This window comes from Massilia sp. YIM B02443, from assembly GCF_030411955.1.
In the GTDB taxonomy this organism is placed as follows: Bacteria; Pseudomonadota; Gammaproteobacteria; order Burkholderiales; family Burkholderiaceae_D; genus Telluria.
The window spans coordinates 21,017-44,417 of record NZ_JASNRA010000027.1 but is presented as its reverse complement, the minus strand read 5'-3'; the positions used below and the strand labels follow the sequence as shown (position 1 = coordinate 44,417).

The 23,401-nt window shown below is 66.2% G+C and carries 16 protein-coding genes; 7 read left to right on the top strand and 9 right to left on the bottom strand.

Going from position 1 to position 23,401, the window contains the following annotated elements:
• Positions 1 to 58 precede the first annotated feature (58 nt).
• Both QPK27_RS21555 and QPK27_RS21550 read right to left on the bottom strand, forming a co-directional pair.
• Positions 59 to 517 (bottom strand): GNAT family N-acetyltransferase, encoded by a 459-nt coding sequence (locus QPK27_RS21555; RefSeq protein WP_290420231.1) that lies wholly within the window; start codon positions 515 to 517, stop codon positions 59 to 61.
• Positions 518 to 709: 192 nt separating this feature from the next.
• Positions 710 to 3,802 carry a CHASE domain-containing protein gene (locus tag QPK27_RS21550; protein ID WP_290420230.1) on the bottom strand — a complete coding sequence of 1,031 codons (3,093 nt, stop codon included), beginning with the start codon at positions 3,800 to 3,802 and terminating at the stop codon, positions 710 to 712.
• 80 nt (positions 3,803 to 3,882) lie between these two features.
• On the opposite strand from QPK27_RS21550, the gene QPK27_RS21545 reads away from it, so the two are divergent.
• Complete coding sequence (locus QPK27_RS21545; RefSeq protein WP_308633591.1) at positions 3,883 to 5,994, top strand: prolyl oligopeptidase family serine peptidase; 2,112 nt, start codon at positions 3,883 to 3,885, stop codon at positions 5,992 to 5,994.
• On the opposite strand, the gene QPK27_RS21540 is transcribed toward QPK27_RS21545, so the two are convergent.
• Together QPK27_RS21540 and QPK27_RS21535 are read right to left on the bottom strand one after the other, a co-directional pair.
• The gene (locus QPK27_RS21540) at positions 5,991 to 6,587 is read right to left on the bottom strand and encodes an acyl-homoserine-lactone synthase (protein WP_290420229.1); all 597 of its coding nucleotides are present in this window, start codon (positions 6,585 to 6,587) and stop codon (positions 5,991 to 5,993) included. The two genes, QPK27_RS21545 and QPK27_RS21540, sit on opposite strands and share 4 nt — an antisense overlap.
• On the bottom strand, positions 6,584 to 6,793 hold the full coding sequence (locus tag QPK27_RS21535) for a hypothetical protein (RefSeq protein WP_290420228.1): 210 nt from the start codon (positions 6,791 to 6,793) through the stop codon (positions 6,584 to 6,586). The genes QPK27_RS21540 and QPK27_RS21535 overlap by 4 nt, the downstream gene beginning before the upstream one ends.
• Between QPK27_RS21535 and QPK27_RS21530 the strand changes: the two genes are divergently transcribed.
• Entirely contained in the window at positions 6,792 to 7,064 is a 273-nt protein-coding gene (locus QPK27_RS21530) for a DNA-binding transcriptional regulator (RefSeq protein WP_290420227.1), read from the top strand. The genes QPK27_RS21535 and QPK27_RS21530 overlap by 2 nt on opposite strands.
• Here QPK27_RS21530 and QPK27_RS21525 read toward each other — a convergent pair.
• Positions 7,039 to 7,866, bottom strand: a complete 828-nt coding sequence (locus QPK27_RS21525; protein ID WP_290420226.1) for a LuxR family transcriptional regulator — start codon at positions 7,864 to 7,866, stop codon at positions 7,039 to 7,041. The two genes, QPK27_RS21530 and QPK27_RS21525, sit on opposite strands and share 26 nt — an antisense overlap.
• Positions 7,867 to 8,206: 340 nt before the next feature.
• Between QPK27_RS21525 and QPK27_RS21520 the strand changes: the two genes are divergently transcribed.
• Positions 8,207 to 13,936 carry a HAMP domain-containing protein gene (locus QPK27_RS21520; RefSeq protein WP_290420225.1) on the top strand — a complete coding sequence of 1,910 codons (5,730 nt, stop codon included), beginning with the start codon at positions 8,207 to 8,209 and terminating at the stop codon, positions 13,934 to 13,936.
• Positions 13,937 to 13,973: 37 nt separating this feature from the next.
• Positions 13,974 to 14,798, top strand: coding sequence for a chemotaxis protein (locus QPK27_RS21515; RefSeq protein ID WP_290420224.1), 825 nt, complete (start codon positions 13,974 to 13,976; stop codon positions 14,796 to 14,798).
• A gap of 102 nt (positions 14,799 to 14,900) precedes the next feature.
• On the opposite strand, the gene glpD is transcribed toward QPK27_RS21515, so the two are convergent.
• Positions 14,901 to 16,457, bottom strand: coding sequence for a glycerol-3-phosphate dehydrogenase (gene glpD, locus QPK27_RS21510; protein ID WP_374047101.1), 1,557 nt, complete (start codon positions 16,455 to 16,457; stop codon positions 14,901 to 14,903).
• Positions 16,458 to 16,645: 188 nt separating this feature from the next.
• Here glpD and QPK27_RS21505 point away from each other — a divergent pair, with 188 nt between their 5' ends.
• Positions 16,646 to 17,245 carry a phosphohydrolase gene (locus tag QPK27_RS21505; protein ID WP_290420251.1) on the top strand — a complete coding sequence of 200 codons (600 nt, stop codon included), beginning with the start codon at positions 16,646 to 16,648 and terminating at the stop codon, positions 17,243 to 17,245.
• Positions 17,246 to 17,270: 25 nt separating this feature from the next.
• Here the strand turns inward: QPK27_RS21505 and QPK27_RS21500 are convergent, their stop codons facing one another.
• The 3 genes from QPK27_RS21500 to QPK27_RS21490 form a co-directional block, all read right to left on the bottom strand.
• Positions 17,271 to 18,716, bottom strand: a complete 1,446-nt coding sequence (locus tag QPK27_RS21500) for a sugar porter family MFS transporter (protein WP_290420222.1) — start codon at positions 18,714 to 18,716, stop codon at positions 17,271 to 17,273.
• A 583-nt stretch (positions 18,717 to 19,299) separates the two neighbouring features.
• Entirely contained in the window at positions 19,300 to 21,384 is a 2,085-nt protein-coding gene (locus tag QPK27_RS21495) for an ATP-dependent helicase (RefSeq protein WP_290420221.1), read from the bottom strand.
• Between the two features lie 412 nt (positions 21,385 to 21,796).
• Complete coding sequence (locus QPK27_RS21490) at positions 21,797 to 22,024, bottom strand: hypothetical protein (protein WP_290420220.1); 228 nt, start codon at positions 22,022 to 22,024, stop codon at positions 21,797 to 21,799.
• A 197-nt stretch (positions 22,025 to 22,221) separates the two neighbouring features.
• On the opposite strand from QPK27_RS21490, the gene QPK27_RS21485 reads away from it, so the two are divergent.
• Positions 22,222 to 22,398 (top strand): hypothetical protein, encoded by a 177-nt coding sequence (locus tag QPK27_RS21485; RefSeq protein ID WP_290420219.1) that lies wholly within the window; start codon positions 22,222 to 22,224, stop codon positions 22,396 to 22,398.
• 94 nt (positions 22,399 to 22,492) lie between these two features.
• The gene (gene fghA / locus QPK27_RS21480) at positions 22,493 to 23,344 is read left to right on the top strand and encodes an S-formylglutathione hydrolase (RefSeq protein ID WP_290420250.1); all 852 of its coding nucleotides are present in this window, start codon (positions 22,493 to 22,495) and stop codon (positions 23,342 to 23,344) included.
• Positions 23,345 to 23,401 lie beyond the last annotated feature (57 nt).

The window sequence follows — 23,401 nt, the reverse complement described above, 5'->3', positions numbered from 1 at the left end:
CATTCTATTACGCGTCGGAGGAACCCGTGGGCAGCCTCGGGTGCGCTGGCGTAGTTTGCTACTCTGCTGCGTCAAACGGCGTCGCGACGTTCGTGTCGACAGAGAAGATGGGACCGTGCCACTGTTCGTTGTCCACGAATGCGATCTGATGCTTCGCGGGCCATACGGCGTTCATCAATGATCCCCAAAACTGTTGAGCCGCCGTATTACTTTCGATAACGCGAATTTCCCATTTGGCCGGCTGCCTGCTCATGATGAGTTGCGCCGCCTCCCTGCCAACCCCGCGCCCACGGTATTTACGAACGACGAAGAACTCGACGATGGCGCGTGTATTACCGGGCGTTTGAACTTCATCGTTGGTCAGGACGAATCCCACCCACCGATCGTCGACCTTGATTATGTAAGCCGACCATCCCGAGTTGATCCAGAAGCAGTCCAGGTCGTCATACCCGTATTGGCCATGCTCGTCCAGATCAGTGCCGTCGAGTTCGGAAAAGTCATGCTGGTACAGTTCCATCAGGTTCCGTACGATCAGGCGTTCAGTCACGCGGGCAGGTCGAATCTCGATTGTCATCCAGCAAGTGTAAACGTGGTACGCGTATCGCGTAAGAATGCTGCCATTCCTGTCGTCAAAATTGCCGAGCTTGTGTCCAATTGTCGAGCCTGGCCACGGCAATGGATTTCCTCGTCCGATCAGCGTTAATCACCTTTATCGCCCATCGCTAGCCCTGCACCCGAACTGCGCCGACACTTCGCGCTCGATCCGCAATAACAAAGCACGAAGCCGTGCCACCAGCGCCCTCGCCTGCGCCGTGCCAGCCACTGCAACCGTCCCGCCATCCCCCTGCCCCATCCGCCCCGGCTGCGCCTCCAGGTCCTCGCACACGTCGCCGAACCCCAGCGCCCCCACCGCCCGCGCCGCCGACTTGAGCTGATGCGCCAGGCTGGCCGTGTGCGTCAGATCCCCACCCGCCAGCGCCTCCTCGATCCCACCCAGGTTATCGCGCGCCGTCTCCAGGAACAGGTAGGCGTACTTGCGCATGCGATCAGTATCGCCACCGGCAGTGGCGGCCAGCCGCGCCAGATCGAGCACGTCGGCGCCGCCGGTCACCGCATTGGCGCCAGCGCCGGAGGAAGTAGCCGACTTCATTGCCACATCCGGCACCGGCGCCGTGGTGCGCCCAAGGCAGCGCGCAATGGTGGCGGCCAGCAGTTCCGGCACCACCGGCTTGGCCAGAAACTCGTTCATGCCCGCCTCCAGGCAGCGCGCGCGGTCGTCGACGCCGGCGTTGGCCGTCATCGCCACCACCAGCGTGTCCTTCAGCGCCGCATTGGCGCGGATGCGGCGCGTCGCTTCCAGCCCGTCCATCACCGGCATCTGCACGTCCATCAGCACGCAGTCGAAGCGCGTGCCCGCCATCGCCGCCCTGGCCATCGCTTCCAGCGCCTGGGCGCCGTCTCCTGCGACCGTGACGTCGGCCCCGGCCTGCTCGAGCAGCTCGCGCGCCACCTGCTGGTTGAACGGGTTGTCCTCGACCAGCAGCACCGCGCACTCGTCCAGGCGCGCGATCGCCGGCGCCGGCGCGGCGCCCAGGCCGACGATGGCGGCGCGGTCTTCGAGCGACAGGCGCGCGGTGAACCAGAAGGTGCTGCCGCTGCCCGGGTCGCTGGTCACGCCGACTTCACCGCCCATGAGTTCGGCCAGCTGGCGGCTGATGGCGAGCCCTAAGCCGGTGCCGCCGTGGCGGCGCGTGGCCGAGGGGTCGGCCTGCTGGAATGGCGTGAACAGCTGCGGCAGCGCGTCGGGCGCGATGCCGATGCCGCGGTCCTGCACCTCGAAGCGCACCAGCACTTCCGGTCCGAAGGCGCGCGCCAGATGGGCGCGCAGCTTGATGCGGCCGCGTTCCGAGAACTTGACGGCGTTGCCGGCGAAGTTGATCAAGACCTGCTCCAGCCGCAGCACGTCGCCGCACAGGGGCCGCATCAGTTCGGGCGCGATCTCGACGTCGAAGCCGAGGCCCTTGGCCGCCGCCTGCGCGCCCAGCTGCACTTCGACGTTGCGCATCAGGGCGTCGACCATGAAGGTCTCGCGGCGCAGCTCCAGCATCCCCGCCTCGATCTTGGAAAAGTCGAGGATGTCGTTGATGATGCCCAGCAGGTGCTGGCCCGAGTGGTAGATCTTTTCCAGGTAGTCGCGCTGGCGCGGGTCGGGCGCGGCGTTCAGCGCCAGGTGGGTCATGCCGATGATGCTGTTCATCGGGGTGCGGATCTCGTGGCTCATGTTGGACAGGAAGTCGCTCTTGGCCTTGCTGGCGGCATCCGCCCGCGCCTTGAGCCGGTGCAGCTCGCTGACGTCGGTCGAGACGCACAGCACCGCCGGGTCCTCGCCCACCTGCAGCGGCACGCGCACGCTCCACAGCTGGCGCGCGCCCCCCCCATCCGTGGGGGCAGCCTGCTCCACCTGCACCGTGCTGCGGCTGCCGCCTTCCAGGATGGCGCGCTCGTGCTCCCAGGCGGCGTCGGCCTGCGCCGGCGGCATCGCCTCCACGTCGCGCAGGCCGATCAGTTCCGCGGCCGGACGCCCAAGCGCGTTGGCGCCCTTGGCGTTGAGGTAGCGAATGCGGCGCGCGTCGTCCTTCAGGTAGACCTCGGCGTCCAGGTTGTCGAGCACCGTGTCGAGCAGCAGGCGTTGCTGGTCGGCGGCCCGGCGCGAGCGCCACTGCGCCAGGAACAGCACGTACACCAGCAGCGTGGCGCCGCTGCCGGCCACGAATGCGGCCCACGGCAGGTGGCGCGACAAGCCGACCAGCATCGCGTCCTTGCGCGCCGAGATGTGCGCCTTCCACTGGCTGCCGGCGAAGTTCACGCCTTGCACGCTGACGAAATGGGTCGCAGGATCGGGCGCGCCGGCGCGCACCTCGGGGCCGTCGAGCAGCCGGTCGCCCGCCGCCGGCGCCGCTGGCGTCCCCGCGGCATACGGCGCGGTGGAACCGTAGAGGCTCATGCGCAGCGGCCGCGCTTCCAGCGAACCGAGCGCCCCGCTGACCAGTTCCTGCACCGAGAACGCGACGCCGACCGTGCCGACGAAGGCGGCGCGGCGCGCCTCGACGTCGGGCGGCAGCGTTCCGCCGCGGTACACCGGCAGGCGCATGCCGATCGCGATGTGCGGGGTCGGGTGGCGCAGGTACATCGGCTGGCCCGAGGCGCTCATGCCGCCGCTGTCGCGCGCGTGCGCCAGGGTCGCGGCCACCGCCGGGTTGGCGGCCATGTCGATGCCCAGGCGGCGGTTCGACGGGTCGTGCGGATATTCGTAGCTGACCACTTCGTAATAGGCGCGGCGCCCGGCCGGCCGGATGTCGAAGTCCGGGTCGCCGGCACGGCGCATGCCGGCGACGAAGGCGTCGCGCTCCCTGTCCGGCACGTGGGTAGCGAAGTTGACGCCCTCGATCGCCGGATAATCGCGTGCGATATCGAGCGCCGCCACGTAGCGCTGGAAGGCGTCGCGCTCGGGCGGGCCGTCGGCGTTGCCGGCCGCGTGCAGCGCCACCACGCCGCGCACGGCGCGGCCGTAGGACGCGATCGCGCTGTCGAGCCGCTCCTGGATGCCGCGCGCCTCGTTGTCGAAGCGCAGCCGGGCGTCGTCCTCGATGCTGCGCGCGCTGACCGCGAACAGCAGCAGCCCGACCGCCAGCGCCAGCAGCATCCCGCTCGCCAGCAACGCGACGGTGCGTCCGACACGCTGGAGGCCGGACTGGACCCGGGACTTCACCCGTCTGGTGATGCGCGCAGTGGTTCGCTTCATGCTATCCCTGGCGGACGATGCCCGCTTCGCAAAATTGTTAGTATGGCGGCGCGCCGGCCTGGCGCGCAACGAATGAATGTATGGACACACGCACTGACGAGGACAGCATGCAACAGCCGAACGAAGCGCACGACGACCCGCACGACGACCCGCACCACGACCCTTACCTGTGGCTGGAAGAGATCGACGGCGAACGGGCGCGCGCCTGGGTGGCCGAACGCAACGCCGCCGCCGAAGCCGAGCTGGAAGGCCGTCCCGGCTTCGCGCCGCTGCGCGCGCGCCTGAAAGCGATCCTCGACTCCAGCGAAAAGATTCCCTACGTCGGCGTGCACGACGGCCTGTGCTACAACTTCTGGCGCGACGCCAACCACGCGCGCGGCATCTGGCGCCGCACCACGCTCGACGAATACCACAAGCCGGCGCCGCAGTGGGAGACGGTGCTCGACCTCGACCTGCTGGCGCGCGACGAGGATGAAAACTGGGTCTGGGCCGGCGTCGCCTGGCTCGAGCCGCACGGCGAACGCTGCCTGGTGTCGCTGTCGCGCGGCGGCGGCGACGCCCACGTGGTGCGCGAGTTCGACCTGGCCGCCCGCGCCTTCGTGGCGGATGGCTTCACGCTGCCGGAAGCGAAGAGCGACGTGTCCTGGATCGACCGCGATCGCCTGTACGTCGGCACCGACTTCGGCCCCGGCAGCCTGACCGAATCCGGCTACCCGCGCATCGTCAAGGAGTGGCGCCGCGGCACGCCGCTGGCCGACGCCAAAACGGTCTACGAAGCGGCCGAAGACGACCTGGCCGCCTCCGGCCACCAGGACAACACGCCCGGCTGGGAACGCGCCTTCATCCAGCGCCAGATCGATTTCTACTCCAGCGAACTGTTTTTGCGCCGCGACGATGAGCTGATCCGGATCGACAAGCCGCAGGACGCCAACGCCTTCGCGCTGCGCGACCAGCTGGTGATCGAGCTGCGTTCGGACTGGGAAGTCGGCGGCAAGACTTACCCGCAGGGCGCACTGCTGGCCACCGGTTTCGACGCCTTCCTGGCCGGCGAACGCGCGTTCGAGGTGTTGTTCGAGCCGACGCCGGCCACCTCGCTCGACGGCGTCTCGGTGACCAAAAACGCCCTGCTGCTGACGGTGCTCGACAACGTCAAGAACCGCGTGGTGGAGCTGCAACGCGTCGACGGCACAGCGTGGACGCGGCGCGACGTCGACGTGCCGGCCTTCGGCGCGCTGGGCGTGGCAGCGCTCGACTCCGACAACTCGGACGACTACTTCCTGACCGTCACCGACTTCCTGCACCCGACCACCCTGTACCTGATGAGCGCGGGCAGCGACACGCGCACGCCATTGAAATCGATGCCGGCCTTTTTTGACGCCGCACCCTACGACGTGGCCCAGCACACGGCGATTTCTGCAGACGGCACGCCGGTGCCCTACTTCGTCGTCACCCGCCGCGGCGCCGGCCCCGGCGCGCCAAACCCCACCCTGCTGTACGGCTACGGCGGCTTCGAGGTCTCGCTCAAACCCTTCTACAGCGGCATGACCGGCGCCGCCTGGCTGGATCAGGGCGGCACCTACGTGCTGGCGAATATCCGCGGCGGCGGCGAATTCGGTCCGCGCTGGCACCAGGCCGCGCTGCGCCAGCACCGCCAGCGCGCCTTCGACGATTTCCTGGCCGTCGGCGACGATCTGGTCAAGCGCGGCGTCACCACCGCCGCGCAGCTGGGCATCATGGGCGGCAGCAATGGCGGCCTGCTGGTGGGCGCGGCGCTGACCCAGCGCCCGGAACTGTTCGGCGCCGTGGTGTGCCAGGTGCCGCTGCTCGACATGCGGCGCTACCACGAACTGCTGGCCGGCGCCTCGTGGATGGGAGAATACGGCGACCCGGACGATCCCGATGACTGGGCCTACCTGGCGCGTTACTCGCCGTACCACAACCTGCGCCCCGGTACGCGCTACCCGCGGGTGCTGTTCACCACCTCGACCCGCGACGACCGCGTGCATCCGGGCCATGCGCGCAAGATGGCGGCGCGCATGCTGGACGAGGGCCACGACGTGCTGTACTGGGAAAACACCGAGGGCGGCCACGCCGGCGCGGCCGACAACGAACAGACCGCGCGCATGTGGGCGCTGACCTATACCTTCCTCGTGCATCAGCTGGGCGCGCAAACGGGTCGGACTCCAGGCTAGGACGCCAGCGGGCGCGGTGTGAGCGGGCGTGAAGCGTACAACGCGTCCCAGGTCGGCCCGATCTCGACATACAGCGCCACCGCGCGCTCGATGCCGACCTGCTGCGGCGCGCCGATGCGGGTAGTTACCACCCCGGCGCGGCGCAGCATGCGCTCGATCGCCACCGTGGTTACGGTGACGTAGCGCTGCAGGCCCTGTTCGTGGGCGTGGCGGATCACGGCCTCGATCGACTCCATCGTCATGCTTGAAAAACCAAAGCCGCCGCCGTCGGTCTCCAGCGCAAAGCGCGACAGTTCCCAGATTTGCGGATCGCTCGGCGCCTCCTGGCCGTCGAGCAGCTGTGGGAACGAATCCTTCAGCATGTACGGCCCCTCGGTCGGCAGCAGCCGCCAGCAGCCGCGCAGCGTATCGCCCTCGCGCATCTGCATGTAGCGCGGCTCGAGCGCATCGTAGCCGTCGATCTCCATGCCGGACAAGACCGGCACTTCCCATCCCAGACGCCCGCGGAACACCCTGGCGCGCAAGGTATGCATTTCGCACAGTTCGTTCGATTTGAAGGCGCCGCGCGGCGCGATCCGGATTTGCATGCTCATTTGTCAGCCCCCTCGCTTGCTATCGCATCGTGATGAACAGAAACGTGAAGAGAAAATGCATTGCGCATAAATTCTTTATGCAAAATGAATAGATCGGTAACTATCAGGTCTGATAGGTGCTGAGCAATGTCGGCGGTGCAATACTTTTGTCCATCAACCCGTTTCATCTTTCCGCCCCGCTTGTTCACCTCGAAAGGAAGACCCATGGCAAACGATCTGATGTGCGACGCACTGGCTGCCGAACTGCAGGCCCACGGAGGCATTCCGGGCGCCGGTCCCATCCGCCTGGCCCCGCACGAACTGCGCCGCCTGCGCATCGGCAAACGCGAAAGCCAGGAAAAATTCTGGGGCCGCTTCGGCGTCACCCAGTCCAGCGGCAGCCGCTTCGAAACCGGCCTCGCGATCCCTGCGCCCGTGTCGATCCTGTTGCGCATGTACATGAATGGCAAACTCAACGATGGTGATCTTCAGGGGTAAGCAGCCCCAGGGCGATCGCCTTGACCACCGCCTGCTGGCGGGTGTTCACGTCAAATTTTTGACGGACATTCGCCAGGTGAAAATTGACGGTGGCTTCGGAACAGCTTGTAATCCGGGCGATCTCCCATGACGATTTGCCGGCCATGACCCATTGCAGCACTTCCAGCTCCCGGCGGGTCAGGCGCGGCAAGGCGGCGCGCTGAGCGTCGATCTGGTGTTGCGGCACGTGGGGCTGGTGATACGGGTGCTGTTGGTGGTGATGCTGGTGCAGCGGGCGCGGCGGTTGCGGATTCAGCAGCGCGTCACGGAAACGTGCGGACGAGGCCAGCGCGTAGTCGCGCACCAGGGTCAGGGCGGGCAAGGCGGCGGCGGCGGCGCGCCTGGCCTCGGCATCCGGACGCGCATCCGAGGCAAAACTGAGCACCCCGAACTCGCCCTGCGGCCCGTGCACCGGCAGCGTCACGCCGCTGCGCAGGCCATGCATGCGCGCTTCTTCGTACAGCGTCTGCTGTTGGCTGGAAGCGAAGGCGCCCGGCTCCCACACCAGCGGCAAGCTGCTCGACAGGCTGTGGGTGACGGTCGGGTCGACGTAGGCGAAGCCGTTGCGGTCGTAGCGCTCGCGCCAGCTTTCCGAATAATTGCTGCGCAAAAAGGCCGATTCGAACGGCGCGTCGCGCGACGCGACCACCCCATACAAGACCCGATCGAAGCCGAGCTTGCGCGCGAGCGTGTACAAAGAGTCACTCCATTCGGAGGAATCCTTGGCCTGCATCAGCTCGACTAATAGAGCGGTATCAATCATGGGGGCGGAATTTTTGGTCAACACCTGTATGCTAGTTGCTTCGACCCCCTTCAAAATTCACGGAAATTAACAATCCACCACGAAAATTGCACCCGATCTGCATGTTGTAGTGCATAAACAACAATGCTGGATGCAATCGTGCGCCGCGCTTGTGTAATTTCCACTACCCTCCGCACGAATAAAATTTCACATTTGCAATTATTTGTAACCTGAAGTCGCAGCGAGCGCGCAGGATCTTGACTTGGCAAGCCAGCAAGGTATCTTGTCAAAATTCCTCGAAGCACATTCTCGATACACACTCACCTGCCTCACCACCTCACCCGAAACAAGGATCTAGTCGATGAACACCATGACCGACATGGGCGAACAGTTGGACGTCAAATTGCTGCTCACCACATTGATGGCACTGAAGAAGGGCGACTTCTCGGTGCGCATGCCATCCGACTGGACCGGCGTGTCGGGCAAGATCGCCGATACCCTGAACGACATCATCGAGACCAAGCAGAAGATGGTGGAGACGGTGACCGAAGTGTCGCGCGTGGTCGGCCGCGAAGGCCACCTGACCCAGCGCGCCGACCTGCCGGGCGTGGTGGGCGGCTGGAGCACCATGATCAGTTCCGTCAACACCCTGATCGACGACCTGGTGCGCCCGACCACCGAGATGGCGCGCGTCATCGGCGCGGTGGCGAAAGGCGACCTGTCGCAGACCATGGCGCTCGAAGTCGACGGCCATCCATTGAAGGGGCAATACCTGCGCGCGGCGATGACCGCCAACACCATGGTCGAGCAGCTGTCGTCGTTCTCGTCCGAAGTCACGCGCGTGGCGCGCGAGGTCGGCACCGAGGGTAAACTCGGCGGCCAGGCACAGGTGAAAGGCGTGGCCGGCACCTGGAAGGACTTGACCGACTCGGTGAACTCGATGGCGGGCAACCTGACTTCGCAGGTGCGTAACATTGCCGAGGTGACCACCGCGGTGGCGAACGGCGACTTGTCGAAGAAGATCACGGTCGACGTGCGCGGCGAGATCCTGCAGCTGAAGGACACCATCAACGTCATGGTGGACCAGCTGCGCTCCTTCGCCTCGGAAGTCACGCGCGTGGCGCGCGAGGTGGGTACCGAAGGCAGGCTCGGCGGCCAGGCCTATGTGCCGGGGGTGGCGGGAACCTGGAAGGACTTGACCGACAACGTCAACTTCATGGCGTCCAACCTGACAGGCCAGGTGCGTAACATCGCGGCGGTGACCACCGCGGTGGCGAACGGCGACCTCTCCAAAAAGATCACGGTGGACGTGAAGGGCGAAATTCTCGAACTGAAGAACACCATCAACGTGATGGTGGACCAGCTGTCGTCGTTCGCATCGGAAGTCACGCGCGTGGCGCGCGAGGTCGGCACCGAAGGCACGCTCGGTGGCCAGGCGATGGTGAATGGCGTGGCCGGAACCTGGAAGGACTTGACCGACAACGTCAACTTCATGGCGTCCAACCTGACAGGCCAGGTGCGTAACATCGCGGCGGTGACCTCCGCGGTGGCGAACGGCGACCTCTCCAAACAGATCACGGTGGACGTGAAGGGCGACATTCTCGAACTGAAGAACACCATCAACGTGATGGTGGACCAGCTGTCGTCGTTCGCATCGGAAGTCACGCGCGTGGCGCGCGAGGTCGGCACCGAAGGCAAGCTCGGTGGCCAGGCGATGGTGAAAGGCGTGGCCGGCACCTGGAAGGACTTGACCGACTCGGTCAACTCGATGGCGGGTAACCTGACGGGCCAGGTGCGTAACATCGCGGACGTGACAACGGCGGTGGCGAACGGCGACTTGTCGAAGAAGATCACGGTCGACGTGAAGGGCGAGATTCTCGAACTGAAGAACACCATCAACGTGATGGTGGACCAGATGTCGTCGATCTCGTCGGAAGTGAGGCGCGTGGCGCGCGGGGTCGGCACCGATGGAAAGCTCGGTGGCCAGGCGATGGTGAAAGGCGTGGCCGGCACCTGGAAGGACTTGACCGACTCGGTCAACTCGATGGCGGGTAACCTGACGGGCCAGGTGCGTAACATCGCGGACGTGACCACGGCGGTGGCGAACGGCGACTTGTCGAAGAAGATCACGGTCGACGTGAAGGGCGAGATTCTCGAACTGAAGAACACCATCAACGTGATGGTGGACCAATTGAACTCGTTCGCCTCGGAAGTGACGCGCGTGGCGCGCGAGGTCGGCACCGAAGGTAAACTCGGTGGCCAGGCCAACGTGCCGGGCGTGGCCGGCACCTGGAAAGACCTGACCGACGGCGTGAACTCGATGGCGGGCAACCTGACCGCGCAGGTGCGTAACATCGCGGAGGTGACCACCGCGGTGGCAAACGGCGACCTGTCCAAGAAGATCACGGTGGACGTGAAAGGCGAGATTCAGGAACTGAAGAACACGATCAACGTGATGGTCGACCAGCTGTCTTCGTTCGCGTCGGAAGTGACGCGCGTGGCGCGCGAGGTCGGCACCGAAGGTAAACTCGGCGGCCAGGCTTACGTGCCGGGCGTGGGCGGCACCTGGAAGGACTTGACCGACAACGTCAACTTCATGGCATCCAATCTGACCGGCCTGGTGCGTATCATCGCGGCGGTGACCACCGCGGTGGCAAGCGGCGACCTGTCCAAGAAGATCACGGTGGACGTGAACGGCGAGATCCAGGAACTGAAGCACACGATCAACGTGATGGTGGACCACCTGTACTCGTTCGCCTCGGAAGTGACGCGCGTGGCGCGCGAGGTCGGCACCGAAGGTAAACTCGGCGGCCAGGCTTACGTGCCGGGCGTGGGCGGCACCTGGAAGGACTTGACCGACAACGTCAACTTCATGGCATCCAATCTGACCGGCCAGGTGCGTAACATCGCGGCGGTGACCACCGCGGTGGCGCGCGGCGACCTGTCCAAGAAAATTACCGTGGACGTGAAGGGCGAGATCCTGGAACTGAAAGACACCATCAACGTCATGGTGGACCAGCTGTCCTCGTTCGCATCGGAGGTCACCCGCGTGGCGCGCGAGGTGGGTACCGAAGGCAAGCTGGGCGGCCAGGCGAACGTCTCGGGCGTGGCCGGCACCTGGAAGGACTTGACCGAGAACGTCAACCAGCTGGCGGCGAACCTGACCAACCAGATGCGCGCGATCGGTGAAGTGGCGACCGCGGTGACCCGCGGCGACCTGTCGCGTTCCATTCAAGTGGAGGCGCGCGGCGAGGTGTCCTACCTGAAGGACAACATCAACGAGATGATCCGCAACCTGAAGGAAACCACGCAGAAGAACGCGCAGCAGGACTGGTTGAAAACCAACCTGGCGCGCTTCACGCGCCTGCTGCAGGGCCAGCGCGACCTGCAGGCGGTGACCAAGCTGATCCTGTCGGAGCTGGCGCCGCTGGTGTCGGCCCACCACGGCGTGTTCTACATGATGGACTCGCAGGAGTCCGACGCGCGCCTGCGCATGATCGCCTCCTACGGCTACCGTTCCAGCCGCAAGCTGCCGACTTCCTTCCTGCCGGGCGAAGGCCTGGTCGGCCAGTGCGCGCTGGAGAAGACCCGCATCTGGCTCACCGACGTGCCGCGCGACTACATCGTGGTGTCGTCGGGCCTGGGTTCGGCGCCGCCGAACAATATCGTGGTGCTGCCGATCCTGTTCGAGCAGCAGGTCAAGGCGGTGATCGAGATCGCGTCGCTGGACCGCTTCACCGAAACCCACCTGTCCTTCCTCGACCAGCTGATGGAGTCGATCGGCGTGGTGCTCAACACCATCGAGGCCAACAGCCGTACCGAGTCGCTGCTGACCCAGTCGCAATCACTGGCGCAGGAACTGCAGCAGACCAACCAGGAGCTGGGCGAGAAGGCGCGCCTGCTCTCCGAGCAGAACATCGAGGTGGAACGCAAGAACCGCGAGGTCGAACAAGCGAAACTGGCGCTGGAAGAAAAGGCGACCCAGCTGGCGCTGTCGTCCAAGTACAAGTCCGAGTTCCTGGCGAATATGTCGCACGAATTGCGCACGCCACTCAATTCGCTGCTGATCCTGGCGCAGCAGCTGTCGGATAACCCCGAGGGCAACCTGTCGGGCAAGCAGGTCGAATTCGCCAAGACCATCTTCGGCTCCGGCTCCGACCTGCTCACGCTGATCAACGACATCCTCGACCTGTCCAAGATCGAGTCGGGCACCGTCACGCTGGACGTGTCGGAGTACCGCTTCTCGAACCTGCGCAACTACGTCGACCGCACCTTCCGCCACATGGCCGAAGCCAAGCACCTGGGCTTCCAGGTCGACCTGGCCGAGAACCTGCCGGCGGCCGTGATGACCGACACCACGCGCCTGCAGCAGGTCCTCAAAAACCTGCTGTCGAACGCATTCAAGTTCACCAGCCACGGCCAGGTTTCCTTGACGATCAGCCTGGTGACCAGCGGCTGGACCTCGGACCACCCGAACCTGGAGCACGCCGACGCGGTGCTGGCGTTCTCGGTGCACGACACCGGCGTCGGCATCCCGGCCGACAAGCTGCAGCTGATCTTCGAGGCGTTCCAGCAGGCCGACGGCTCGACCGCGCGCAAGTACGGCGGCACCGGCCTGGGTCTGTCGATCTCACGCGAACTGGCGCGCCTGCTGGGCGGCGAAATCCGCGTCGAATCGACTGTCGGCGCCGGCTCCATCTTCACCCTCTACCTGCCGTACAACCGCGCCGGCTTCATCAACTACGAACAGGCGCGCCAGCCGCAGCCGGCGCGCCTGGCGCCGCCGCAGAACGTGCCTGCCCCGCTGGTGCCGGTGATCCAGGAGCAGCGTGAAGTGGCGACCTTCGAACTCACCGACGCCAGCGGCGCGGTGGTCGAATACGCCAGCGTGCTGGACGACCGCGGCCTGGTGACGCCGGGCGACCCGTCGGTGCTGATCGTCGAGGACGACGAGCGCTTCGCCAAGGTGCTGCTCGACTTCGCGCGCGAGAAAAATTTCAAAGCAATTGTGACCCAGCGCGGGGATTCCACCTTGTCGCTGGCGCGCGACTACCTGCCGTCGGCGATCCTGCTCGACATCGACCTGCCCGACATCGACGGTTTCACGGTGCTCGACCGCCTCAAGCGCGACCCGAGCACGCGCCACATCCCGGTGCACGTGATGTCGGCGCTGCGCGAGCGCGAACGCGCGCTGCGCCAGGGCGCGATCTCGTACATCAACAAGCCGGTGGCGCGCGAGCAGCTGCAGGAAGAATTCAAGCGTATCCAGAAGTTCCTGATGGGCGGCAAGCGCAGCCTGCTGGTGGTGGACGACGACCCGGCCCAGCGCGAGTCGATCGTGTCCCTGATCGGCAATAACGACATCCACATCGTCACCGTCGAAGACGGCAACAGCGCGCTGGAGGCGCTGCAGTCGTCGCACTTCGACTGCATGGTGCTGGACCTGACGCTGCCGGACATCTCGGGCTTCGACCTGCTCGACCAGATCGGCCGCGACGAGCGCCTGCGCGACCTGCCGGTCGTGATCTACACCGCCAAGGAACTCGATCGCAAGGAAGTCACGAAGCTCAAGCGCTATGCCAAGACCATCGTGATCAAGGACGCGCGCTCGCCCGAGCGCCTGCTGGACGAGACCGCGCTGTTCCTGCACCGCTCGCAGGCCAGCCTGCCCGAGACCCAGCGGCGCATGCTGGAAGAGATCCACGCGCTCAACGGCGGCCTGGCCGGACGCAAGGTCCTGATCGTCGACGACGACCTGCGCAACATCTTTGCCCTGTCGACGCTGCTGGAGCGCCAGCAGATGCAGGTGCTGTTCGCCGAGAACGGCCGCGACGGCATCGAGGTGCTGGAAAAGGATCCGACCATCGAGATCGTCCTGATGGACATCATGATGCCGGAGATGGACGGCTACGACACGATGCGGGCGATCCGCCGCATCCCGAAATTCCGTTCGCTGCCGATCATCACCCTGACCGCGAAAGCGATGAAGGGCGACCGCGACAAGTGTATCGCCGCCGGCGCCTCGGACTACATCACCAAGCCGGTCGACGTGGCGCAGCTGCTGTCGATGATGCGGGTCTGGCTCAACTGAGCGGAGCGGTGACCGTTCGATGAACGCATTCACGGGAATGCCAACGGACCCGGCGCTGGAGGAGCTCGAGATCGACCTGCTGCTCGAGGCCCTGTACCAGCGCCACGGCCTGGACTACCGCAGCCACGACCGCGCGCTGCTGCGGCGCCGGCTGCAGGAAGTGGTGGCGCGGCGCGAGCTGGCGACGGTGTCGCGGCTGCAGGAACAGGTGCTGCACGCGCCGGGCGCCGCGCTCGACGTGACGCGCGCGCTGGCGGTGCCGGCGGCGTCGCTGTTCGACCGCCCCGAGTGGGCGCGCCGGCAGCGCAGCGCCTTGTCCAACAGCCTGCGCCCCACCGCCCTGCCCAAGGTCTGGCTGCCCGAGGCGGCCGGCGTGGGCGAAGCGTGGACGCTGGCGATCCTGCTGGCCGAGGAAAAGCTGTACGGGCGCACCGAGGTGTTCGCGACGCTGGCCAGCGACGAACTGCTGCTGGAAGTGCGCGAGGCTACGCTGCCGGCGGCGCAGCTGCTGGCGGCGCAGCCGGGCTACGAAGCCAGCGGCGGCGCGGGGCGGCTGGCCGATTATTTCGAAGTCAGCGACGGCCGTGCGCGTCTGCTGCCGCGACTACGCGAGCGGATCACCTGGCTGCAGTACTGCCTGGTGACGGATGGGTCGTTCAACGAGTTCCATGCGATTCTGTGCTGCCGGGCGTTGCCGGATTTCGGGCCGGTGCTGCGGCAGCGCGTGCTGCGCCTGTTCCGCGACAGCCTGGCTTTGTTCGGCGTGCTGGGGCTGGATCGGGTGCTGGACGGGACCGATGCGGGGGCGGCGGATTATCAGCCGCTGTTCGAGGATGGGGCGTGGTACAAACGCGTCCACTAACGTAGGGTTGGCGGCTTCGCCGCCGACGCGTTCAGCGGACATCGGCAAACCGTTCAATGCATCGAACGCCGTTCGAACGCGTCGGCGGCGGAGCCGCCAACCCTACGCGATGATCCCGGTTTGCGCCTCGCGTGAGCGCATGATCCATGCGTCGATATCGCGCGCCGCACCGGGCCGCAGATGCAAACCCAGCTTGGTCCGCCGCCACAACACATCCGCCGCGCACGCGGCCCACTCCTGCTCCACAAGATAACGCAGCTCGGCTTCATACAACCCTGGCGCCACCTCGACGCCCAGATCGCCGAGCGAGGCGCACCCTTCCAGCACCCGCTCCACCCGCATCCCATACGCGCGCGCATAGCGCAGCGCCAGCGGCGCCGGCAACCACTCGTGCCTGCGCCTTAACGCCGTCACCCAGCGGTCGAACTGCAACACCCCGCGCGCCTCCGGCGCCGCGCCGAACAGGTCGCCGCCGGGCAGCACGCTGGCGGCAGTCCACGCCGGCGCCGTGCTGCCCAGCAGCGGCGCCAGCCAGTCCACAGCCTCTTCGGCCAGCTTGCGGAAGGTGGTGATCTTCCCGCCCAATACCGACAACAGCGGCGGCCCGCCGGTATCGCGCTCCAGGAAGTAGTCGCGCGTCACGGCGGCCGCCCTGGCCCTGCCCCTGGCCGCCGCATCCTCGAGCAGCGGGCGCACGCCCGAATAGCTCCACACCACGTCGTGCGGCGCGATCTGGCGCCGGAAATAACGATTGGCCAGCTCGCACAGGTACAGCGTCTCGTCGGCGCCGATCGCCGGCGCATCCGGGTTGCCGTCGAACTCGACGTCGGTGGTGCCGATCAGCGTGAAGGCGCCTTCATACGGCATCGCGAACACCACCCGGCCGTCGGCATGCTGCAACAGGTAGGCGCAGGAGTGGTCGAACAGGCGCGGCACCACGATGTGGCTGCCCTTCACCAGACGCAGCGCGCGGCGCGTGCCCGGTCCGGCGACTTCCCCCGCCAGCCGCGCCGCCCACGGACCAGCGGCATTCACCAGCGCCCGCGCCCTCACCTCAAAGGCCGCAGACGATTCGGCGCGGCGCAGCCTTGCCTGCCAGTGATCGGCGCGCCGGGTGACCACGTCGCAGCGCGTGCGCGGCAGCACCAGCGCGCCGCGTTCGCGGGCGTCGACGGCATTCAGGATCACCAGCCGCGCATCGTCGACCCAGCCGTCGGAATAGGCGAACGCACGGGTGAACTCGGGTTTCAGTGGCAGCCCGGCGCGGTGCCCGGCCAGCTCGAACGCTTCCGAGGCCGGCAGGAAGGCGCGCGGCGCCAGCCGGTCGTACAGGAACAGGCCGGCGCGGATCAGCCAGGCGGAGCGCCGGTTCGCGACATGCGGCATCACGAAGCGCAGCGGGCGCATGATGTGCGGCGCGCTGCAAAGCAGGAGCTCGCGCTCGCGCAGGGCCTTTCTCACCAGGCCGAATTCGCGGTGCTCGAGGTAGCGCAGCCCGCCGTGCACCAGTTTGCTGGAGGCGGACGAGGTATGCGCGCCCAGGTCGTCCTTCTCGCACAAGACCACGCGCAGGCCGCGTCCGGCGGCGTCGCGGGCGATGCCCACGCCATTGATGCCGCCGCCGACCACCAGCAGGTCGCAATCCATCGTCTCAGCCATCATTCCCCTCCCCGGCGCGGCACAGCGCCATCCGACCCAGTGTAGGCAGACGCCCGGCCGCCGGCTTTGCCTGCGTCAATCATGCCGGGAATGCGCGACGCGGTGTGTAAAATCGCCACATGCTGACATCTTCGAATCCTGCACTCATCGACGCCCAAGCCCACGCCAGGACGCGCGCCTGGGTCCGCATGCCGTCCGGGCGCCGTCTCGACCTGCTCGACCCGACCCCCTTCGACTGGGACGACGCCGACCTGGCGCTTGGCCTGGCCCGCACTTACCGCTGGGGCGGCCATTCGGCCTGGCCGCTGCCGCTGTCGGTGGCCCAGCACTCGATCAGCGTGATGCTGCTGCGGCGCGTCGCGGCGCCCGGCATCACGCCGCTGGAAGAATTGCGCGAACTGCTGCACGACGCCGAGGAAGGCCTGCTCGGCTTCGATGCGATTTCGGTAATCAAGCCGTTCCTGGGCGAGGCCTTCCGCGCCCTCACCAGGCGGCTGGAGCACATGGTGTTCCTGCGCTACGGCCTGCCGGCCTGGGATGCGCGCGCGCACGCGGCCCATAAACGCGCCGACCGCGTGGCGGCGGCCAGCGAGGCGGTGCACGTGGCGGGATGGTCGCGCGAGGAAGTGCGGCGCACACTCAAGATCCGCTCCGAGGTGCTCCTCGAGGACCCGCTGGCGCAGTATTACGGCTGCACGCCGTGGGAGCCGTGGCCTCCAGGCGTGGCATGTGAACGCTTCCTGGAGCAGCTGGAGCGGCTCAAGACAGCAGTGAGTCCGGCGGCCTGAACCAGCCACCGGACGTTCGAGTGCGTCAGGCCGGCGCGCTCAGCTCCTTCTGCAGATGCCGCTCCAGCCCTTCCAGCGACTTGCCGTGGGTTTCGGGCACGCAGGTGGCCACGAACAGCAATGACGCGATATTGACCCCGGCGAACACGAAGAAGGTCGCGCTGCCAAGCTGATGCAGCGCGATCGGGAACAGCAGCGCCACCAGCGCATTGAACACCCACTGGCAGGCCACCGCGGTGCCGGTCAGCACGCCGCGCACGTGCATCGGGAACAGTTCCGACATCAACAGCCAGTACACCGGCGCGATCAGCATCTGCATGCACAGCAGGAAGCACAGGATGCAGCCCAGCGCGGCGTAGCTGCGCAGCAGCCCTTCCGGCATCCACAGCAGCACCGCGCCGAGGGCGGCCTGGGTGGCGATCACGCCACTCAAGCCGGTCAGCAACATCGGCCGGCGACCATGGCGCCCGATCAGCCAGATGCCGATCATGGTGGCGATCACCGAGACCACGCCGTTGCCGATGGTGGCGGTCAGCGCCGCATTGGTGCCGAGGCCGGTCGAGGTCAGGATGATCGGGGTGAAGTACATGAAGGCGTTGATGCCGGTGAACTGGGCCATGAAACCGAGGCCGATGCCGATCCACAGCAGCTTGCGGATCCAAGGCGTGCCCAGTATGGCTGACCAGCCGGCCTGCTCGTGTCCGATGGCGTTGAGCTTCTTCATCTCGGCCATTTCCAGTTCGATCTGCTTGTCGCTGGAACGAATCTGCTCCAGCACCGCGCGCGCCTCCTTCATGCGGCCCTTGCTGGCCAGCCAGCGCGGCGAGGACGGCACCATCAGCATGCCGATGCCGAGCAGGATCGCCGGCACCGCGGAAATCGCCAGCATGGTGCGCCACACCGAGGGCGAATCGGAGAAATACGCCAGCAAGGCATTCAAGGCATACGCCGCCAGCTGCCCGCTGACGATCATCAGCTCGTTCTGGCTGACCAGGCGTGCGCGCCGGCTGGGGCCGGCCATTTCGGCGATGAACACCGGCACCGTCGACGAGGCGCCGCCGACCGCCATGCCGAGGATGAAGCGCATCGCCACCATCACCGCCACCGACGGCGCCAGCACCGACCCGATCACGCCGATCATGAACACCAGCGACAGGCCGAGCAGCGTGGTGCGGCGGCCGAAACGGTCCGACAAGCCGCCGGCCATCAGCGAACCGAGCGCAGCGCCGAACACCAGCGACGAGGTGACGACGCCCTCGGTGACCGGATCGAGGCCGAGGCCGCCGCTCGCGGGCGGCAGGCTCATGAAGGGCAAGGCGCCCGAGATCACGCCGGTGTCGTAGCCGAAGGCCAGCGCGCCCATGGTGGCGGCGATGGCGACCTTGAAGACGAAGCGGCTTTCCTTGGTGTCGGGAGGAGTAGCGGGCGCGACAGGCGCCTGGGAAGATGTTGCGGGGTTGGCTGAAGACATTGATACCTATCTTTCTTGGAAATGGACGACGCGGACATGACAGCGCGGCAAGCGCTGTCGCCCCCGTGCCATTGCGAAGGCCGGAAGCAAGCTGGCGGCAGCATGGGCTGCAAATGGCCGGGATACTTATCACAGGATAAGGATCGTGGTCGACATTGACTGTTCGACAGCTTACATATTAGTGAATTTCCCACATGACTGCTGAGCATGGACGGGAATGCCCTATGCACGGCCGCCGGGCCGCGGCCGAAAACAGCGGAAAATGGAGAACGGGACGGGTCAAAACCTGTCCGCGAAAAGCTTGATTTGAATCAATTGCCCAGCACTAAGTGGCTGATTTTATTCAGCCTTTTGGCCTATCCACAAGAAATGTGGATAACTGTGTGGACAAGCGGCTCTTGACAAGCCGCAAGCGCAGCAAGGATGCGGGTTTCAATAAAATGCCCGTTCGACGGGCAAAAAATCTTCCCTTATAAATCAAGGACTTGCACATGCACTCCAAATGTGCAGCAAGAATATGTGGGGCAAATTCCTACAAAGGCGGTGCACAGGGGATAAGTCGACAACGTGCCGCCATTTGTCGTCATTTCCACGCGTTCCGGGCGCGCTCGCGCACCAGCATGCGCACGCTGTCCGGCATCGGGGTGCGGTTCTCGCGTTTGTCCGCGCTCAGCCAGGCGCTCTCTTCGAAATGCTTGAGCATGGCCGGCGTGATGAAGCGCGTACGCGCCGCGTACATGTGGCGGTCGCCCAGCTGCGCCTGCTGTTTCACAAAAAAGCGGTTCGGCACCACCAGGTGCAGGTTGTCGCGCGCGCGGGTCATGGCCACGTACAGCAGGCGCCGCTCTTCCTCGATATCGTCCTGGTTGCCGGTGGACATGTCCGACGGGATGCAGCCGTCGACCACGTTCAGCACGTGCACCGATTTCCACTCCTGCCCCTTGGCCGAATGGATGGTCGACAGGATCAGATAGTCTTCGTCCAGCAGCGGCGCGCCGGCGCGGTCGCTGGTCGCTTCCGGCGGGTCGAGCGTGATCTCGGCCAGAAAACTTTCGCGGTTGGCGTGGCCGGCCGACAGCGCCAGCAACTGGGCCAGGTCGGCCGCGCGCACCTCGGCGTCGTCGTGCATCCGTTCCAGGTGCGGCTGGTACCAGTCGATCGCCAGCTCCAGGTCCATCGGCCAGCGCAGGCCGGGCGTGCGCAGGCGCCGGTACAGGGCGCAGAACGCCGACCAGTCGTCGCCGCCGCGCAGGCGCGATCCGGCCGCTTCCAGCGCTGTTGTAGCGTCGGCGCTCTCCCCCACCGCATCGAGCAGGCGCGTGGCGGTGGCCGGGCCGATCCCCGGCAGCAGCTGCAGTACCCGGAAGCCGGCGATGCGCCCGCTTGGGTTCTGGGCGAAGCGCAGCAGCGCCAGCACGTCCTTGATGTGCGACGCTTCCAGGAACTTGAGGCCGCCGAACTTCACGAACGGGACGTTGCGGCGCATCAGTTCCAGCTCCAGCGCGGCGCTATGGCTGGCAGCGCGGAACAGCACCGCCTGGCTTTTCAAGGTCACGCCGGCTTCGCGCTGCTCGAGGACGCGGCTGCAGACCCAGCGCGCCTGCTCGGCTTCGTCCGGAATCAATACCATCTGCGGCTTGATGCTGGACGTTTTATCGGTCCACAGCGTCTTGGCGTGACGCTCGAGCGCGGCCGCGATGACGGCATTCGAGGCATCCAGGATCGGTTGCGTCGAGCGGTAGTTACGCTCCAGCGTGATCAAACGCGCCGGCTGCGAGAACTGCTTCGGGAAGTCGAGGATGTTGCGCACCGTGGCGCCACGGAAACCGTAGATCGACTGGGCATCGTCGCCGACCACCATCACGCCCCGGCCGTCGGGCTTCATGCCGGTGAGGATGGCGGCCTGCAGGCGATTGGTGTCCTGGTATTCGTCGACCAGCACGTGGTCGAAACGGGCGCCGAGTTCCGCCCCCAGCACCGGGTCGGCCGCCATCTCGGCCCAGAACAGCAGCAGGTCGTCGTAGTCGAGCACGTTCTGCTCCTGCTTGGCGTCGACGTAGGCGCCGAACAAGCGCTTGAGCTGCTCTTCCCACTCGCTGCACCACGGGAAGGTCGACTGCAGCACCGCGTCCAGCGGGTCGCGGCTGTTGACCACGCGCGAATAGATCGCCAGGCAAGTGCCTTTGAGCGGGAAGCGCTTTTCGGTGCCGGTCAGGCCGATTTCGTGGCGCACCAGGCCCATCAGGTCTTCGGAGTCGCCGCGGTCGTGGATGGTGAAAGCTTCATCCAGGCCGATGCGTCCGGCGTATTCGCGCAGCAGGCGCGCGCCGATGCCGTGGAAGGTGCCGGCCCAGGGCAAGGCCACCGGCGCCTGGCTGCTGCCCCTGCCCAGCAGGCGCTGCAGCACGGCGCTGGCGCGGTGTCCCATCTCGGTGGCGGCGCGGCGCGAAAACGTCAGCAGCAGGATGCGCTGCGGATCGGCGCCGGCCTGCATCAGGCGCGCCACCCGGTGCGCCAGGGTATTGGTCTTGCCGGAACCGGCGCCGGCCACCACCAGCAGCGGACGCGGCGCGGCCACGCCGATGTCGTGCTCGACCGCGGCGCGCTGCTCGTCGTTGAGCAGTGCGAACGGGTCTTCGATGGCAGGAGGCGTGGCGACGGCGGACATGGTGCGGCGAATCTGGAAATGCCATACTGTACATTTATCCAGTAAGGCCGGGCAAGCGGAAATTGCAGCGCCGTCGCGCGCCTGTCATGCACGCACGCGCGATGACATCAGCCATGACTTGAACAGTCGCGGCTAACCCACGGATAAGTTTAAAGTTTTCCGGATATCCACAAAGTCTGTGAATAAGTATGTGGAAAAGCGGGGGCTTGACACGCTGGATGCGGCCATCCGTGCGGGTTTCAACAATTTGCCTAATGGGAAGGCAATCCCGGCAGCCCTGAAAATCAAGGGCTTACGCACACTTGTCGAATAAAGATCAAGTGAGCCTAGTATGCACTGCAAATAAATTTGGAGCAATCTTTGTGCATGGAAGGCAGCGCCGGTCGCTTACGTACAGCAAGAACGCGAAGGGTCAGGCGCTGGCGCGGCGGCGCTGCGGTTCCAGCAGCACGCGCTCGATCACGTGCGGGCGGATGGCATGCGATTTCAGATACTCGACCGCCGTCATGATGCCGCTCTCGCGCAGCAGCGCGATGCCACCGGCGACGATGTCGCGCTGGCGTGCATCGCTGCGCAGCTCGCCGGAACGGGGCGGCGCGGCGCGGGACTGGTCGATTGTCTCGGGTCGGTACGGGCTCATGGGCTGCTCCGGTGGATTGAACGCGACGCCACGAGTATTGTTGATGGATCGCCGGTGTCAATATCAAATCCACATCAATGTGCACATCATGACGTTGTGCCGCCGGCCGGTTACCTGCCGCGTCCGCAGTCATGTGGCGCGCCACGCTCCTGCCGACCTGCCTACAATCGGCATCACACCAACCAGCGAGGACTGCCATGAGCATTCAACCCGAACACGACCTGAACCCCGGCGACGAAGCCGAACCGGGCACGCCCGGCGCCGGCGAGGACATCTGTGACGCCTGCGCCGGCAGCGGCGCCCTGGCCGACGGCAAATCCTGTCCGATGTGCGGCGGCAGCGGCCGCGTCATGCGCGGCATCGGCGGCGGCTGAAGCGCGGCCGGCCCGGTCCAGGAAAACGCCCGCGGCTGGCAGGATGGGTCGCGAGGCGTCATACTTGCGTCATCAATCACTCGACCCGACCACCATGCCCGACATCCTGAACGAACACGCCTGCTTCGGCGGCGTCCAGCGCTTCTACCAGCACGACTCGACCGCCATCGGCCTGCCGATGCGCTTCTCGGTCTACCTGCCTCCGGCCGCGCAGCAGCAGCCCGATCGACAGCTGCCGGTGCTGTTCTACCTGGCCGGCCTGACCTGCACCGAAGAGACCTTCATGATCAAGGCCGGCGCCCAGCGCGTGGCAGCCGAACTGGGCGTGATCCTGGTCGCGCCCGACACCAGCCCGCGCGGCGCGAACGTAGCGAGCGAAGCCGAGAGCTGGGACTTCGGCGTCGGCGCCGGCTTCTACCTCGACGCCACCGAGGAACCGTGGGCGCGCCACTACCGCATGCACAGCTACCTGCTGGAACTGCGCGAACTGGTGCTGGCCACGCTGCCGGCCGACGCCAAGAGGGTCGGCATCTTCGGCCACTCGATGGGCGGCCACGGCGCGCTGGTGATGGCGCTGCGCCACCCGGACCTGTTCCGCTCGGTCTCGGCGTTCGCGCCGATTGCCGCGCCGAGCCAGTGCCCGTGGGGCAAGAAGGCGTTTGGCGGCTACCTGGGCGCGGACCAGTCCAGCTGGCAGGCGTACGACGCCAGCGTGCTGATGGGGCAGCAGGACAAGGCACCCTTCCCCGGCGGCATCCTGATCGACCAGGGCCTGGGCGACAAATTCCTGGCAGAACAATTGCTGCCGGAAGCATTCGAAGCCGCCTGCGCCGCCGCCGGCCAGCCGCTCGAACTGCGCCGCCACGAAGGGTATGACCACGGCTATTACTTCATCTCGACCTTCGTCGAAGACCACCTGCGCTTCCACCATCGCCAGCTCGGCTGACGTCCACTGCTGACCGCGGCGGCAGCGACGCGCCACCCTCCCCTCCCGCAACGGCTG

Excerpts from the sequence above, each read along its gene's own strand:
- QPK27_RS21555 (WP_290420231.1), bottom strand. The coding sequence starts at position 517 with ATGGAACTGTACCAGCATGACTTTTCCGAACTCGACGGCACTGATCTG.
- QPK27_RS21550 (WP_290420230.1), bottom strand. The coding sequence starts at position 3,802 with ATGAAGCGAACCACTGCGCGCATCACCAGACGGGTGAAGTCCCGGGTC.
- QPK27_RS21545 (WP_308633591.1), top strand. The coding sequence starts at position 3,883 with ATGGACACACGCACTGACGAGGACAGCATGCAACAGCCGAACGAAGCG.
- QPK27_RS21540 (WP_290420229.1), bottom strand. The coding sequence starts at position 6,587 with ATGAGCATGCAAATCCGGATCGCGCCGCGCGGCGCCTTCAAATCGAAC.
- QPK27_RS21530 (WP_290420227.1), top strand. The coding sequence starts at position 6,792 with ATGGCAAACGATCTGATGTGCGACGCACTGGCTGCCGAACTGCAGGCC.
- QPK27_RS21535 (WP_290420228.1), bottom strand. The coding sequence starts at position 6,793 with ATGGGTCTTCCTTTCGAGGTGAACAAGCGGGGCGGAAAGATGAAACGG.
- QPK27_RS21525 (WP_290420226.1), bottom strand. The coding sequence starts at position 7,866 with ATGATTGATACCGCTCTATTAGTCGAGCTGATGCAGGCCAAGGATTCC.
- QPK27_RS21520 (WP_290420225.1), top strand. The coding sequence starts at position 8,207 with ATGAACACCATGACCGACATGGGCGAACAGTTGGACGTCAAATTGCTG.
- QPK27_RS21515 (WP_290420224.1), top strand. The coding sequence starts at position 13,974 with ATGCCAACGGACCCGGCGCTGGAGGAGCTCGAGATCGACCTGCTGCTC.
- glpD (WP_374047101.1), bottom strand. The coding sequence starts at position 16,457 with ATGGCTGAGACGATGGATTGCGACCTGCTGGTGGTCGGCGGCGGCATC.
- QPK27_RS21505 (WP_290420251.1), top strand. The coding sequence starts at position 16,646 with ATGCCGTCCGGGCGCCGTCTCGACCTGCTCGACCCGACCCCCTTCGAC.
- QPK27_RS21500 (WP_290420222.1), bottom strand. The coding sequence starts at position 18,716 with ATGTCTTCAGCCAACCCCGCAACATCTTCCCAGGCGCCTGTCGCGCCC.
- QPK27_RS21495 (WP_290420221.1), bottom strand. The coding sequence starts at position 21,384 with ATGTCCGCCGTCGCCACGCCTCCTGCCATCGAAGACCCGTTCGCACTG.
- QPK27_RS21490 (WP_290420220.1), bottom strand. The coding sequence starts at position 22,024 with ATGAGCCCGTACCGACCCGAGACAATCGACCAGTCCCGCGCCGCGCCG.
- QPK27_RS21485 (WP_290420219.1), top strand. The coding sequence starts at position 22,222 with ATGAGCATTCAACCCGAACACGACCTGAACCCCGGCGACGAAGCCGAA.
- fghA (WP_290420250.1), top strand. The coding sequence starts at position 22,493 with ATGCCCGACATCCTGAACGAACACGCCTGCTTCGGCGGCGTCCAGCGC.